Here is a 14,712-nt window from a genome sequence, read left to right on the forward strand (position 1 = left end):
CACCGCCGCCTTCCATGCGGGCGATGATCTGTTCGATCGGACCACCGGGGACGAACTGGATCAGGGCAAAGTTGATGATCATGATCCCCAGCAACGTGGGAATCACCAGCAACAACCGTCTTAGGATATAAGCGCCCATCGTTACTGGGTGTCGCTGCCGGTCATGATCCCAAGCTCTGCCGCGCGGTCGCTGTCATACCACCAGAAATCAAGCTCTCCGAGCGCGAAGGGGGGCAGTTCGTCGGGGTGATCGTAGATGTCATAATAGGCGACCGTATGCACCGGTTTGAACCATTGCGGGACATTGAACCGCAACGACCGCAACGCGCGGTCCAGCGCATGCACAGCGGTTGTCATGTCTTCGGTTGTCTGGGCATCCACGACCGTCTTTATCACCGCGTCGATGCCTTCGTTTTTGAGGTACATCAGGTTGCGGCTGCTGTCTTCGGCGGTTTCGCTGCCGAACCATTGATACAGCCCTTGCGACGGCTCCAGCCCCATCTGAATCCCGTGTGTCACCATATCCCAGTCACCCGACCGGCGACGTTCGGTTTCCTGTGGCGGATCAACCCGGTTCAACACCGCGTCAATACCCAGCCGCTTCAGGTTCTGGATGTAGGGGTTCAGGATGCGGTCCCAGCTGGGGCTGCTTTCCAGAAATTCGACGCGCAGAACTTCGCCATTCTTGCGCCGCATCCCGTCATCGCCCGCGATCCAGCCTGCTTCGTCCAGCAAGGCAGAGGCGCGGCGCAGGTTTGCGCGGTCCAACTGGCGGGTGGATGATGTGGCGGGCATCGTGACCTCTTCGGTCAGGATGCTGGCGTCGAACAGGCCCTGATCGACCAGCGGCTGCAGGATCGCACGTTCGCCATCGGACGGGACGCCGGTCGCTGCCAGATCGGAATTGGACCAAAATCCAGTCACACGGTCATAGATGCCGTAGAACAGCGTTTCGTTCGACCATTCGAAATTGAACATCAGGCCCAAAGCTTCACGCACCAGCGGGTCCTGAAATTTCTCGCGCCGCAGATTGAAGATGAACGATTGCGCCGAAGCAAGGCTGCCGTCGGGCAGTTCGGTCTTTATCACGCTGCCGTCCTGCACGGCTGGAAAATCATAGGCCGTGGCCCATTGCAGCGACGAAAATTCATTCCGGAACCGGTAAACGCCGGCCTTGAAACCCTCTAGCGCGACCGATGCATCCGCGAAATATTCAAAGCGGATGGTATCGAAATTGTGCCGACCCACGTTCAGCGGCACATCGGCCCCCCAGAAATTCGGGTTGCGGACGTAGGTGAACCGTTCGCCATAGCTGAAATCACCCAGCATATAGGGGCCGGTGCCCATCGGCGGGGTTTCCCATTTTTCATCCAGCCTGCGACCTGTCCGTTCCCATTCCGCCTTGGAAAATGGCGAAAAGATCGACGCCAGCCCGACACGGTCGCGCAGCGGGGCTTCGTCCGTGAACGTGTATTTGAACCGGTAGGTATCCAGCACTTCCAGATCGGAAATCTGGTCGCTGACCACGGCCAGAAATTCCGGCAGTCCCTGTTCCATAAACACGTTGTAAGTGAACGCCATGTCTTCTGCCGTCAGCGGCGTGCCGTCTGAAAACGTGATATCGTCCCGCAGGTTTATGATGATGTAGGACAGATCTTCGGGGTATTCGATCGTGGTGCACAGGTAGCAATACAGCGTCGTCGGATCGTCTGCCGTGGCGATCATGATGTCTTCGAACGGCAGGGTCGACAGCACGGCGGCGTCGCCCTTGCGCGTGAAAGAGTTGAAGCTGTCAAAGGTGCCCAGACCGGCTTGCGACATTTCGCCGCCCTTTGGCGCATCGGGATTAACATAGTCCAGATGCGTCATGTCCGGACCGTATTTGTAGTCACCGAAATACGAATAGGCATGGGTTTTGATCAGCGTATCATCCTGTGCCGCAGCATCCCCGGCCGTCAGGACGGCCCCCAGCAACAGCGTAGACCCCAGCAGGATACCGCGGGTCCGGTTGAACTGACGGCGAAGGCAGATGGCATCGGTCATTGAAATCTCCGGTCAGGGCATCGTTTTGTTACGCTAGCCCTACGGCGGTGCAGGCTTCAAGTTGAGAATATGTAATCTATCTACAAGGTGATCGGCGCACAAAAAAACCGCGCCTTGCAGGGCGCGGTTTTCGAAATAAGGTCGCGGATAAGATCAGCTTCCGGGGTTTGTCGCCAGATAGGCGATCAGATCGGCGCGATCGGCTGGGTCGGACAGACCGGAATACGACATTTTGGTGCCCGGTGCATAACCTGCCGGGTCTTCAAGGAACGCATACAGTTCTTCTTCTGACCAGACGTCGGCCGCTTCTACCAGCGCACCGGAATAAGCGTAGTCACCCACTGCGGCGACGTCACGGCCGACCACGTCGTAAAGGTGGGGGCCGACACCGTTCACACCGTCGTCCAGTGCGTGACACGCGCGACAGTTGCGGAACACGCCTTCACCAGCGGACGCGTCGGCCACAGCGAACGCTTCTTCGAACGACACGGTGACGACTTCTTCTGCGGGTTCGCCATCGCCGGCTTCGGGCACTTCAATCACATAGCCTTGTGCGTGATCTTCGCCGTGGTCGCCGCCACCGGAATAGATTGCCTCGGCAGCCCAGCCACCCAACAGGAAGACCAGTAAAGTGCCACACACCCCGCCAAGGGCCTTCGTCATCGTCATTGTGTCGAACATGTCGCGTTCTACCTCGCATTAAGTCGTTGCCGCCGTGTAGCCGTTTTCACCTCGTTAGTGCAAGGTATACTGGCGCGTCGAAACGCCCCAAACGGCGTAAGCACGTCACGCTTATCATTGCAGGAAAGATCACATCATGGCGCAGAAAATCGCGTTTCAGGGCGAATTGGGCGCCTATGGGCATCAGGCCTGCCTGGAAGCCCGCCCCGATTTCACCCCCCTGCCCTGTGCCACATTCGATGACACGCTTGCAGCCGTCAGGGACGGGCACGCCGATCTGGGCATGATCGCAATCGAAAATTCGACCTATGGCCGCGTCGCCGACGTGCATTCGCTGCTGCCCGAAAGCGGGCTGCATATCGTCGATGAAACCTTTGTGCGGGTGCATGTGAACCTGCTGGGCGTGCCGGGGGCCACGGTTGCGGATGTGAAACAGGCATTCGGTCACGTGGTGATCCTGCCGCAATGTGCGGGTTTCCTGCGCGAACATGACATCAAGGGCATCGTCAGTTCCGACAACGCCCGCGCCGCGCGTGAAGTGGCCGAAGCCCGCGATCCGTCCCGCGCCGCACTGGCATCTGCACTGGCCGCCGACATCTACGATCTGGACGTGCTGGCCGCCCATATCGAAGACCACGACCGCAACACGACACGATTCGTCGTCATGTCGCGCGACCCCGACCACACAAGACGCGGTGATGGTGTCATGGTCACGTCTTTCGTGTTTCGCGTCCGCAATATTCCTGCCGCACTTTACAAGGCGATGGGCGGTTTTGCGACCAACGGCGTCAACATGACCAAGCTGGAAAGCTACATGGTCGGCGGCACGTTTCTTGCCACGCAGTTCTACGCCGAAATCGAAGGCCACCCCGAAGACCCTGCCGTGGCCCGCGCGCTGGAAGAGCTGGATTATTTCACCGACCACCTGCGCCTGATCGGCGTCTTTCCCGCCGCGCCACGCCGGTTCGAGGTCAGCTAAGCGTCGGCTTGTCGCGGCTTTCGATGGTTTCCGCAAAATCGGCGACACGTTTCTTGAAACGGTTCGTCAGGTTGGCCTTTGCCAGTTTCAGCGATTGCAACAAGAGCCGGGCAGACAGGCTGGTCGCGCTTAGTTCAATCGACATCGACATACGTGTCTTGCGTTGCGACAGCGGCAACAATTCAACGCGGCTTTGCCCGTTCAGACCGTTGGCGACAATCGCGATATCCAGCAGGTTCGGCTTTTCCAACCGGGCCACTGTTGCCTGAACCCGGCGCGCCCTGCCGCGAAACGTGAAACTTATATCCCATGATGTGCCAACCGCGGCAGCGCCGCTTTCGGCCGTCGTGCGCCGAACTTCTGCGCCGCGCCGGATCATCTGGCGCTCAAATCCATCAAAATCAGTGACTTGTGCAAAAACGACGTCGATCGGTGCATTGATGTCTTCACGGGCGCTGAATTTCATGGAATTTCCTTTGTGGGTGCACTGCGTTCGACCTGGCCCGATGCTGCGTCAGTCAAGCGTATCGGCCAGCCAGCTTTCCAACAAAAAATGTGCAATTGCACCGGGGCGTGCAGGTTTGATGTCGCTGTGTTGCCCCGCGAATACATCCGCCATCTCTTCGCGTGTGACCCAGCGCGCGTCTTCAATTTCGACGGGATCAATCTGGATATCGCGGGTCAGCGCCACGCCGCGCATGCCGCACATCAAAGACGCGGGAAAGGCCCAGGGCTGGCTGGCCAGATAATCCACCTCGCCCACACGCACGCCGGATTCCTCGAACACTTCGCGGCGCACGGCGGCTTCTAGCGTTTCACCCGGTTCGACAAAGCCCGCCAACAGCGAATACATCCCGTCTGGCCAACCGGGCGAACGCCCTACCAGCACAGCATTGCCATGGGTGATCAACATGATGACGACCGGATCGGTGCGCGGGAAATGATGCCGTCCACAGTCCGGGCAGTTGCGTTGCCACCCCGCCGACGCCACGGTGGTTACAGCACCGCAGTTGGCGCAAAACCCGTGCGACCCATGCCACGCGAACATCGACCGTGCCATCGCGGCCAATTCCGCATCGGTCCGCGACAGGACGGTCATCGCTGCACGCAGTTCGACGAACCGCGCGTCATCGGTCAGTGCCGGATGGGTCTGTTCGGTCTGGTCAAGAAAACTGTCCAGATGCGTGCCGTCCAGATCGGCGGGTGTCCAGCCCGACAGGTCGGCGGCAAACACCGCGCGCCCGGCGATCCGCGCCAACAACAGATAGAACGGTCCCGCATCCGATAGGACGGGATGATCCGACCGCAAACGCACAAGCGCGCCATCCGCGATCAAAGGTTTGCCACGCCAAAGCGCGACCACATCCGAATCGTTGTAGTGGCTTTCCCACTGGGCGCGCCATTCAGCGGCGCGATCCAGATGCGCACCGCCGAATGTGACTGTCTCTGCTCTTTTCATAGGCTATGGAATGACACGCACCGGAACAAAGCTCAATCGAAACAGGTCATTGTCCACGATTTCGACACAGTTAACACGCAAGGGTTGCGGTCATGATGATACCGGTTCTTGTTCAGTCTATGATCGATCCGACACGCGACATTGCACAGGCGCGTTTGCGCGTCCTGCTGACGACCGATCTGCACATGCGGCTTGGCAGTTACAACTATTTCACCGGGCAGGAAGATCCGGGTGCGGGCTTGTTCTACCTTGCACCACGGATCGAAGCGGCGCGCGCCGCCGTTGACGCATCGCTGTTACTAGACGGTGGGGATTTTTTGCAAGGCACACCGCTGGCCGACGAAATCGCAGCCATGGGCACGCTTCCGCACCCCATGATAGCAGCGTTCAATCACCTGCGTTACGACGCGGTGACGCTGGGCAACCATGAATTCGAATATGGGCTGGATTACCTGCAAAAGGTCATCGACGACTGCCACGCGCCCGTGGTGTCCACGAATGTACGCACAGGCCCGACGGACAGCTTTGTCGCGCCGTGGGCGTTGATCAAGCGGTCGGTGGCGTGTTCTGACCGGCAGACCCGCGATCTGACCATCGGCATCATTGGGTTTGCCCCGCCCCAGATCACGGAATGGAGCGCGGACATTCTGAACGGTGTGCTGCACATCGAAGATGCCATATCCGCAGCTTTGACGCATATACCGCAGGTGCGGCGCGCTGGGGCCGATATCGTGATCGCGTTGTGTCACGGTGGGCCTGATACGACCACACACCGGACCCGGATGGAAAATCCTGCATCTGCGCTGGCCGGATTGCAGGGGATCGACGTGGTCCTGATGGGGCATCTGCACCGGACCTTTCCCGGACCTGAATTCGCCCATATGCCCGGCACCGATTGTGTGCGGGGCACCATCCACGGCACGCCTGCGATGATGCCGTCCTGTCATGGGAAAGCGTTCGGTCAGATGGACCTGAGTTTGACGCTGGATGGCGGCGGGAACTGGGCGGTGGCCGATCACACGGTCCAGATGATCGGTGCGGAAAAAGGCTTGACCGTTGGCGCGTCAGACATGGCGCGGGCGTTGATGCCGCAACTTGCCGCGCCCCACGCGGCAACCGTCAAGCGGCTGGCAGAACCGATCTGTGATACCCCCATTGCGCTGACCAGCTATTTTGCGGCGATCGGACGGGACGAAACCGCAGATCTGCTGGCGCGGGTGCAGGCCGACGTGATCCGCAACCATCTGCGCGGCACCCCGTTTGCGGACTTGCCCGTGCTTTCCAGCACAGCCCCGTTTGCGGCAGGCGGTCATGGCGGGCCCACGAATTATCTGAACATCCAGCCCGGTCCGGTCCGGCTGCGCGACTGCACTGCAATGGCCCCATTCGACAATCCGGTCTGCGCGGTCCTGCAGCGGGGCTGGCAAATCCGTGCCTGGCTGGAACGTTCCGCCGCCTATTTCAATCGGCTGGAACCGGGCCAGGCGGATCAGCCATTGGTGTCGGGTCACATCGCGTCTTATCATTTCGACACCATACACGGGCTGGAATACGTGATCGATCTTCAGTGCGATGCGCAGGCAGCGCCGCTTTTGAGTTTCGAAAAAGGACGCATCCGTGATCTGACCCTGAACGGTCAGCGCCTGAATGACGATACATTGGTCGTGGTGGCCACCAATGCCTATCGTGCGCGTGGGGGTGGATATCTGGTGACAGCCGACGAAAACGATATCGTTCATACCAGCCGCAAAGGCCTGCGCGAATTGCTGATCACAGCCCTGACGCTTGGTCAGGTCACCCCGCGTTCGCCCCGTAGGGTCTGGCGTTTCGCACCGATGCCCGGTGCGTCAGTGCTGTTCGGCAGCAGCCCGCGGGCCAAAGCATTGGCCCATCACATCCCCGGACTGACCGCGTTGGACATCACCACGGACGGTTTCGCGCAATTTCGACTTGCACTTTGACAGCCGCCGGGTTGCGCAGCATGTTTCCCCGGCCTATATCGGGTTCGAGGGGTTGATGCGGGCGAGTGCTTCGCCAACCTGGTCAGGACCGGAAGGTAGCAGCCACAACGAATTCCGCTTGGGTCGCTGTCAACCTCTCACCCACCGTCATCGCGCCACGCGGACCGAAGGAGGCCGATCTTGTTCATCGCTGTCCCCTTTGTCCGACTGCACTGATTGCCGGGGCGTTCTGTGTCCGACCCGTTAACACTGGAAACACTGGGTTGGACCGACCATTTTGCCGATCAGATCAGCGACGCCACAGGCACCCCGGCGCGTATCGCATCCGTGCACCGCAAACGTCTGGCTGCACTGACCGTCGATGGTCCGCTTAATCTGGTTCTTGACCCCGGCCTGTCGACCGCCACCATCGCTGTGGGTGATTGGGTGCTGTGCGATCCGTCAGCTGCGCGCGTGCTGCACCGTCTGGACCGTCAGACATCGCTGCAACGCGGCAAGGAATATGCCACCGGCGAACGTCAGTTGATCGCGGCCAATATCGACACGCTGTTCATCACCACGTCCTGCAATGCGGATTTCAACCTCGCCCGTCTGGAACGTTATCTGGCGCTTGCCCATGACGCAGGGATCACACCCGTGATCCTGCTGACCAAGGCCGATCAGGCGATGGATGCCGCACTCTATGTGGCAGAGGGGCGGACGCTGGGCGCGGACCTGCCCGTCGTTGCATTGAACGCCAAGGGCCGCGACGTGGCACAGGTACTCGCCCCGTGGTGCAGGCCCGGCCAGACTGTCGCGATGGCGGGATCGTCGGGCGTTGGCAAAACCACCATCGCCAACGCGCTGACCGGTGCCAATGCCGCCACCCAGGACATCAGGGAAGACGACGCACGCGGACGCCACACCACCACCGGGCGCAGCCTGCACCGTTTGCCCAATGGCGGCTGGCTGATCGACACGCCCGGCATGCGCGGTCTGGGGGTCGCGGATGTGGCGTACGGGATCGACGCGACATTTCCCGAAATCAGCGCGCTGACCGATCTGTGCCGGTTCCGTGATTGCAAACACGAGGCAGAGCCGGGGTGCGCCGTGCTGGCCGCAGTCGATGCAGGTGACGTGTCCGCAGACCGTCTGTCGCGTTACCGCAAACTGCGCCACGAAGATCACGTCGCAACCGAAACCACCGCCGAAACCCACGCGCGCAAGAAACGCCTGTCAAAAGCCGTCAACAGCCCGGAAAAAGGCCCAAAGAAACGTCGTTAAATCGATCTGTTTCAGGAATTGGCACCATGCGGACCGTCGTGATGCTTTTCTTTCTGCGTCGCCAATCTAAAATTCCTGCATGGCCAAGGACAACACAAAATCGGCGCAGGATCGCACCCAGTGGGCAGAGGACCGGACTGACTGGGCCGAAGACCGCACGATCCTCGCAGCAGAACGCACCTATGCGTCATGGTTGCGAACGGGGCTCACGTGCATCGCGATCGCGCTGGGGCTTCAGGCCGTCTTTGGTGCAGTGCAACCCCTTGGGCTGGCCAAGCTGGTGGCGTCGATTTTCCTATGCGCCGCGCTTGGCATTTTCTGGAATGCGTATCGCCGGGCCCGCGCCACGCTGAAAATCCTGCAAAGCCGCGATGCGACGCCGCAATCGACGCGCACATATACTGTAATGACGATCATCTTGATGGCTGGAACACTCGCAACAGGTGTCGTCCTGTGGTTGCTCTAGCACGGGCCGGCGCGTAGGTTCATCGCAGACCCAACCGAAAGCGTCCCATGTCAGATCAGCCCGCCTATCAGGTGCTCGCCCGTAAATACCGGCCGGAAACCTTTGCTGACCTTGTCGGGCAGGATGCGATGGTCCGCACGCTGAAAAATGCCTTTGCCGCCGACCGGATCGCGCAGGCCTTTATCATGACGGGGATTCGCGGCACCGGTAAAACGACGACCGCACGGATCATCGCCAAAGGCATGAACTGCATCGGGCCGGACGGCAACGGCGGGCCGACGACCGAACCCTGCGGCATCTGCGAACATTGCACGGCGATCATGCAGGGCCGCCACGTCGACGTCATCGAAATGGACGCAGCATCCAACACCGGCGTGCAGAACATCCGCGACGCGATCATCGAAACGGTCAGCTACCGCGCGGTTTCTGCCCGTTACAAAATCTTTATCATCGACGAAGTGCACATGCTGTCGAAATCGGCGTTCAACGCGCTGCTCAAGACGTTGGAAGAACCGCCAGCGCACGTCAAATTCATCTTTGCGACGACCGAAATCCGGCAGGTGCCGGTTACGGTCCTGTCGCGCTGCCAGCGGTTCGACCTGCGCCGGATCGAACCCGATGTGATGATCGGCCTGTTGCGCCGGATCGCGGGTGCCGAAAACGCCAATATCGCGGACGATGCGCTGGCCTTGATCACCCGTGCCGCCGAAGGGTCGGCGCGCGATGCCACGTCGCTGCTGGATCAGGCGATCAGCCATGGTGCCGGTGAAACCACCGCCGATCAGGTCCGCGCGATGCTGGGGCTGGCCGACCGGGGCCGCGTGCTGGACCTGTTCGACATGATCCTGCGCGGCCACGCGGCAGACGCGATGCTGGAACTGTCCAACCAATATGCCGAAGGCGCCGATCCGATGGCGATTCTGCGTGATCTGGCCGAAGTCACCCATTGGGTCAGCGTCATCAAGATCACCCCCGACGCCGCCGAAGACCCGACCGTCGGGCCAGATGAACGCACCCGCGGTCTGGCGATGGCGCAGGAACTGCCGATGCGCGTGTTGTCGCGGATGTGGCAGATGCTGCTGAAATCGCTCGAAGAAGTGGCGATCAGCCCGAACGCGATGATGGCCGCCGAAATGGCCGTGATCCGCCTGACCCACGTGGCCGACCTGCCCACCCCCGAAGAACTGGTCAAACGGCTAAAGGACGCGACACCGCCGCCCGCTGGCCCCGGCGGCAGCGGTCCGCGTGCGGCAGGCGCCGCCCCGTCTGCGACCAGCGCCGTGTCGCGTACGCACGCCCCGACCCACAGCGGCCCGTCCGGTCCATCGGCCAGTCTGGCCCCGCAACTGGCCGCCGACGCCTTGGCCCATTATGCCCGGTTCGAGGATGTGGTCGATTTGATCCGCCACCACCGCGACGTCAAATTGCTGGTCGAGGTCGAAACAGGCCTGCGGCTGGTCGCCTATCGCCCTGGCCGGATCGAGGTCAACCCAACCGCCGATGCGGCAGCCGATCTGACGCAACGTCTGGGTGCGCGATTGCAGGCCTGGACCGGTAATCGCTGGGCGATCAGCGTAACCAGCGACGCCGGAGAACCCACCATCGCCGAAGTGCGCGACGCCGCCGACAGCGCGCGCACCACAGCCGCGCGGGCCCATCCGCTGGTTCAGGCCGTCTTTGACGCCTTTCCCAACGCGCGTATCGCCGAAATCCGCACCGAAGAGGACCGCGCCGCCGAAGCGGCAGGCGATGCCCTGCCCGAAGTCGACGAAGAGTGGGACCCCTTCGACGACGACTGACCTTGCGGCGCCACCCAGGCACCCCTAGCTGATAATGAACAAAAGGAGGCACACGATGCTTAAAGGACTAGGCGGACTTGGCGATATGGCCAAAATGATGAAATCCGCGCAAGAAATGCAGGCCAAGATGGCCCAGATGCAGGACGATATGGACAGCATCATCGTCACGGGCGAATCCGGTGCCGGGCTGGTCAAGGCCACAGCCACTGCAAAGGGCGAATTGACGGGTCTGGACATCGATCCCAGCATTTTCAACGGCGACGACAAGGAAGTGGTCGAAGATCTGATCCTTGCCGCGATCAAGGATGCACAATCGCGCGCAAGCGCCCGCGCCCAAGAAGAAATGGGCAAAATTGCAGAAGATTTGGGCCTGCCGGCTGGCATGAAACTGCCGTTTTAGGACCATCACGCTGCAACACCCCGTCCTGTATACGCTTGTCAAAGGCGCGGCTTTCGTCCGCGAACGCCGCTAGATGTCAGACACGCCCCCAGAAATTGACGACCTGATCGCCCTGATGGCCAAGCTGCCGGGGCTGGGGCCACGGTCTGCCCGGCGCGCCGTGCTGCATCTGGTGAAAAAACGTGCCATGCTGCTGGTGCCACTGGCGGATGCGATGCAAAAGGTCGGCGCAACGGTGCGCGAATGTCTGAACTGCGGCAATATCGCAACTAGCGATATCTGCACGATCTGCGCGTCGGAACGTCGGGCCACCGGCGAAATTTGCGTGGTCGAAGATGTCTCCGACCTGTGGGCGATGGAACGCAGCCAGCAATTCAAAGGACGCTATCATGTCTTGGGCGGCACACTGTCGGCACTGGATGCCGTCGGGCCAGAGGATCTGCGCATCCCACGGCTGTTGGATCGGATCAAATCCGAAAACGTGACGGAAATCATTCTGGCGCTTGGGGCCACCATCGACGGCCTGACAACGGCGCATTACATCGCAGACCAACTGCCGGAAATCACGGTCACGTCGCTCGCCCAAGGTGTCCCCGTCGGCGGAGAGCTGGATTATCTTGACGACGGGACGATCACCGCCGCCCTGCGCGCGCGCCGCGCATTGTAACCCCCCGCCGCTTGGCAAAGGCCCAGCAAACAAAAGACCCGCCTGCGTGATGCAGACGGGTCATTATCATTGAGGTCTTGGAAACAAGCCGCTGTTGTCAGCGCCGCATATCGCTGTCGTCGTCATCCTCGTCTTCGTCGTCGTTGCGCGCATCGACGTCGTCGGGCAGATTGAAAAAGCTGTCGGCATCACGCACGTCGCGGTTATCGGCGACTTCTTCTTCTTCTTCGGGCTGTTCCGTCAGGGTAAAGGTTTCCAACCCGGCGATAGAGGTCGGCATCCGCGCGTCCGGTGCCGCGCCAAGACTGCTTTCGGTGCTGACCAGCTTGCGACGTTCATCATCGGTCATTGCCCCACCTTCGGCCGCGCGCTTTGCGTTAGCTTTTTGCACAGCGGCGTCCAGTTCGGACTGCTTGCACAGGCCCAGCGCCACGGGATCAATCGGTTCAAGGTTGTTGATGTTCCAATGCGTGCGTTCGCGGATCGCCTGAATGGTCGGCTTTGTGGTCCCGACCAGCTTGCTGATCTGTCCGTCCGACAATTCGGGATGGAATTTCACCAGCCAGTAGATCGACGCGGGGCGGTCCTGCCGCTTTGACAGAGGGGTGTAGCGCGGACCGCGGCGTTTTTCTTCACCGACGGCGGCCTTGTAGAATTTCAGCTTCAGCTTGTGGGACGGGTCCGCCATCGCGCGGTCCAGCTCGTCCTGCGCCAACTGGTTGTTGGAAATCGGGTCAAACCCTTTGACGCCCTGCGCCACGTCACCATCCGCGATGCCCTGCACTTCCAGTTCGTGCATGCCACAGAAATCTGCGATCTGCTTAAAGGTCAGCGTGGTGTTGTCACACAGCCAGACAGCTGTTGCCTTGGCCATGATCGGTTTGTTGTCAGCCATCGTCTTTCTCCTGCATTTGACAAGCCTGTCCCGCGCCCTTGAGGGGGCTGACCGCGTGGGCCGGGTTCGCATTGTCGGGGAACTTGGCTGCTATATAGTCGGCACGAGGCAAATTGGAAAGACCGCAAATGTTCAAATGGATGACGGCCCTGACTTTGCTTGCGCAGCCCCTAGCGGCGGATGAAGCAGGTGATTTCGATTACTATGTGATGGCGTTGTCGTGGTCGCCAAACTGGTGCGATCAAGAAGGCCGCGCACGCAATTCCCCGCAGTGCGCGCCCGACGCGGATTACGGCTGGGTGCTGCACGGACTATGGCCGCAATACGAAAACGGTTATCCGCAGGATTGTCAGGTCGCTTACACCCCGCCGTCGCGCCGCCAGACTGCCGCGATGGCCGACATCATGGGGACCAGCGGGCTGGCGTGGTATCAGTGGAACAAGCACGGTACCTGTTCGGGATTATCGCCGCAGGCCTATTTCACGCTGGCGCGGGACGCCTATGACAGCATCGCCATTCCGCAAGCGTTTCGCGCGTTGACCCGCGACGTCACCCTGCCCGCATCATTGATAGAGGAGGCATTTATTGACAAGAACCCCGACCTGTCGCCCGACGGCGTGACAATCACGTGCCGCAGCGGTGCCATTCAGGAAGCGCGGATCTGTTTGACAAAGGATCTGACCCCACGTGACTGCGGCGCGGATGTGGTGCGGGATTGCACCCTGCAAAGCGCGGCTTTCGGGGCGATCAACTGATGTGGCATCTGCGCCCCGGCGATGATGTGGGTCCGCTGGATGACTGGCCCTTTGACAGCCCCGTCAGCGATTACGTGATCCTGTCCGGCACACCGCGCGCCAGTGGGCGGCTGTTCGACGGCGGGCCGGGTCACGTGACCCGCGCCGGGATCTGGCGCTGCACGGCGGGCGCATTCACCTGCACCGAACAAGGGACAGAGATGATGACGATCCTGTCCGGCAATGGCCAGATCCGCGACCACGCGACCGGCACCATCACCGCATTCGCCGCCGGCGACGTGCTGTTCAGCATGGATGGCCGCCGTGTCACATGGAACATCGACAGCGATGTGACCAAGGTTTTTTACGCCATGAAACCGGGCGGTTACTGATTGAAGTTGTGCCGGAATTTCCGTCGCAAATTTAGCCCTATTGCACAAAAGGACCGGGATCGAACGCGTGCAGTGCCCTGTCCGCGTCCATCGGTGTCTTGCCCGCGCGTTGCAGCCGTGTGATCCGCACGGCACCGTTTCCGCAGGCGATGGTCAGGCCGTCCCCCAGCACCTGCCCCGGCTCGCCCGTTGCATCGACAACCGCGCTGCCCAGCAGTTTGACCCGTTCCCCGCCGATGTCGCACCACGCGCCGGGTGCAGGCGACAACCCCCTGATATGGGCGTCGATGTCTGCTGCGGGGCGGGTCCAGTCGACACGCGCCTCTGCCTTGTCGATCTTGGCGGCATAGGTCACGCCGTCGTCGGGTTGCGGTGATTGGCGCAGGTCAGCAAGTGCGGCCAAGGCTTCGACAATCAGGCGCGCACCCATGGTGGACAACCGGTCGTGCAGCGTGCCAGTCGTGTCATCGGGTGTAATCGGTGTCGCCTCGCGCAACAGGACGGGACCGGTATCCAGCCCTGCCTCCATCTGCATGATGCAGATGCCGGTCTGCGCGTCGCCCGCCATGATCGCCCGGTGGATCGGGGCAGCCCCACGCCAGCGCGGCAACAGCGATGCGTGGATATTCAGACAGCCGTGGGTGGGCGCGTCCAGCACCGCCTGCGGCAGGATCAAACCATAGGCCACGACAACCGCAACATCCGCCCGCAAAGCGGCAAAATCCGCCTGTGCTGCGTCCGATTTCAGCGACACCGGATGGCGGACCGTCAGGCCAAGCTGTTCCGCACGTTGTTGCACCGGGCTTGCACGTTCCTTTTTGCCGCGTCCGGCAGGGCGTGGCGGTTGGCTGTAAACGGCGACCACATCATGTCCGGCATCAACCAGTGCCTGCAGCACCGGGACCGAAAAATCCGGCGTTCCCATAAAGACAATACGCATATGACGCCCCCCGTTGCCCGTGTTGCGGCCAAC

The 14,712-nt window shown here is 61.1% G+C and carries 15 protein-coding genes, 1 other RNA gene and 1 pseudogene; 10 read left to right on the forward strand and 7 right to left on the reverse strand.

All coding sequences use genetic code 11. The features are described 5' to 3' along the window. From GZH79_RS19055 to GZH79_RS12150, 3 genes and pseudogenes are all read right to left on the reverse strand, one after another. Positions 1 to 139: pseudogene (locus GZH79_RS19055) on the reverse strand (microcin ABC transporter permease); the annotation flags it as partial. 2 nt (positions 140 to 141) lie between these two features. Continuing rightward, positions 142 to 2,043 (reverse strand): extracellular solute-binding protein, encoded by a 1,902-nt coding sequence (locus GZH79_RS12145; protein ID WP_211644050.1) that lies wholly within the window; start codon positions 2,041 to 2,043, stop codon positions 142 to 144. A gap of 153 nt (positions 2,044 to 2,196) precedes the next feature. Next, positions 2,197 to 2,724 carry a cytochrome c family protein gene (locus tag GZH79_RS12150; protein WP_211644051.1) on the reverse strand — a complete coding sequence of 176 codons (528 nt, stop codon included), beginning with the start codon at positions 2,722 to 2,724 and terminating at the stop codon, positions 2,197 to 2,199. A 136-nt stretch (positions 2,725 to 2,860) separates the two neighbouring features. On the opposite strand from GZH79_RS12150, the gene GZH79_RS12155 reads away from it, so the two are divergent. Continuing rightward, entirely contained in the window at positions 2,861 to 3,703 is an 843-nt protein-coding gene (locus GZH79_RS12155) for a prephenate dehydratase (RefSeq protein ID WP_211644052.1), read from the forward strand. Here the strand turns inward: GZH79_RS12155 and GZH79_RS12160 are convergent. Together GZH79_RS12160 and nudC are read right to left on the reverse strand one after the other, a co-directional pair. Beyond that, positions 3,696 to 4,169, reverse strand: a complete 474-nt coding sequence (locus GZH79_RS12160) for an SRPBCC family protein (RefSeq protein WP_211644053.1) — start codon at positions 4,167 to 4,169, stop codon at positions 3,696 to 3,698. The genes GZH79_RS12155 and GZH79_RS12160 overlap by 8 nt on opposite strands. A 48-nt stretch (positions 4,170 to 4,217) precedes the next feature. Beyond that, complete coding sequence (gene nudC / locus GZH79_RS12165) at positions 4,218 to 5,162, reverse strand: NAD(+) diphosphatase (RefSeq protein WP_211644054.1); 945 nt, start codon at positions 5,160 to 5,162, stop codon at positions 4,218 to 4,220. A 92-nt stretch (positions 5,163 to 5,254) separates the two neighbouring features. On the opposite strand from nudC, the gene GZH79_RS12170 reads away from it, so the two are divergent. From GZH79_RS12170 to recR, 7 genes are all read left to right on the forward strand, one after another. Further along, a complete protein-coding gene (locus GZH79_RS12170) occupies positions 5,255 to 7,123 on the forward strand; it encodes a 5'-nucleotidase C-terminal domain-containing protein (RefSeq protein ID WP_211644055.1) in 1,869 nt (622 codons plus the stop codon). A 45-nt stretch (positions 7,124 to 7,168) separates the two neighbouring features. Next, an RNA gene (gene ffs / locus GZH79_RS12175) (signal recognition particle sRNA small type) lies at positions 7,169 to 7,266 on the forward strand. 88 nt (positions 7,267 to 7,354) lie between these two features. After that, positions 7,355 to 8,386 (forward strand): ribosome small subunit-dependent GTPase A, encoded by a 1,032-nt coding sequence (gene rsgA, locus GZH79_RS12180; protein WP_211644056.1) that lies wholly within the window; start codon positions 7,355 to 7,357, stop codon positions 8,384 to 8,386. Positions 8,387 to 8,465: 79 nt separating this feature from the next. Further along, entirely contained in the window at positions 8,466 to 8,852 is a 387-nt protein-coding gene (locus GZH79_RS12185; protein ID WP_211644057.1) for a DUF202 domain-containing protein, read from the forward strand. Between the two features lie 47 nt (positions 8,853 to 8,899). Beyond that, on the forward strand, positions 8,900 to 10,651 hold the full coding sequence (locus GZH79_RS12190) for a DNA polymerase III subunit gamma/tau (RefSeq protein ID WP_211644058.1): 1,752 nt from the start codon (positions 8,900 to 8,902) through the stop codon (positions 10,649 to 10,651). Positions 10,652 to 10,706: 55 nt separating this feature from the next. Continuing rightward, the gene (locus GZH79_RS12195; RefSeq protein WP_211644059.1) at positions 10,707 to 11,051 is read left to right on the forward strand and encodes a YbaB/EbfC family nucleoid-associated protein; all 345 of its coding nucleotides are present in this window, start codon (positions 10,707 to 10,709) and stop codon (positions 11,049 to 11,051) included. A gap of 73 nt (positions 11,052 to 11,124) precedes the next feature. Then, positions 11,125 to 11,718 carry a recombination mediator RecR gene (gene recR / locus GZH79_RS12200; RefSeq protein WP_211644060.1) on the forward strand — a complete coding sequence of 198 codons (594 nt, stop codon included), beginning with the start codon at positions 11,125 to 11,127 and terminating at the stop codon, positions 11,716 to 11,718. 97 nt (positions 11,719 to 11,815) lie between these two features. Here the strand turns inward: recR and GZH79_RS12205 are convergent, their stop codons facing one another. Next, positions 11,816 to 12,613: a cell cycle transcriptional regulator TrcR gene (locus tag GZH79_RS12205; protein ID WP_211644061.1), complete on the reverse strand. Its 798-nt coding sequence runs from the start codon at positions 12,611 to 12,613 to the stop codon at positions 11,816 to 11,818. Between the two features lie 128 nt (positions 12,614 to 12,741). Here GZH79_RS12205 and GZH79_RS12210 point away from each other — a divergent pair, with 128 nt between their 5' ends. Continuing rightward, positions 12,742 to 13,368 (forward strand): ribonuclease T2, encoded by a 627-nt coding sequence (locus GZH79_RS12210; protein WP_211644062.1) that lies wholly within the window; start codon positions 12,742 to 12,744, stop codon positions 13,366 to 13,368. Continuing rightward, positions 13,368 to 13,739: a cupin domain-containing protein gene (locus GZH79_RS12215; protein WP_211644063.1), complete on the forward strand. Its 372-nt coding sequence runs from the start codon at positions 13,368 to 13,370 to the stop codon at positions 13,737 to 13,739. The genes GZH79_RS12210 and GZH79_RS12215 overlap by 1 nt, the downstream gene beginning before the upstream one ends. A gap of 37 nt (positions 13,740 to 13,776) precedes the next feature. On the opposite strand, the gene fmt is transcribed toward GZH79_RS12215, so the two are convergent. After that, positions 13,777 to 14,679 carry a methionyl-tRNA formyltransferase gene (fmt, locus tag GZH79_RS12220; RefSeq protein ID WP_211644064.1) on the reverse strand — a complete coding sequence of 301 codons (903 nt, stop codon included), beginning with the start codon at positions 14,677 to 14,679 and terminating at the stop codon, positions 13,777 to 13,779. Positions 14,680 to 14,712 lie beyond the last annotated feature (33 nt).

The sequence above is a fragment of the Loktanella sp. SALINAS62 genome, assembly GCF_018263905.1.
GTDB lineage: Bacteria > Pseudomonadota > Alphaproteobacteria > Rhodobacterales > Rhodobacteraceae > Loktanella.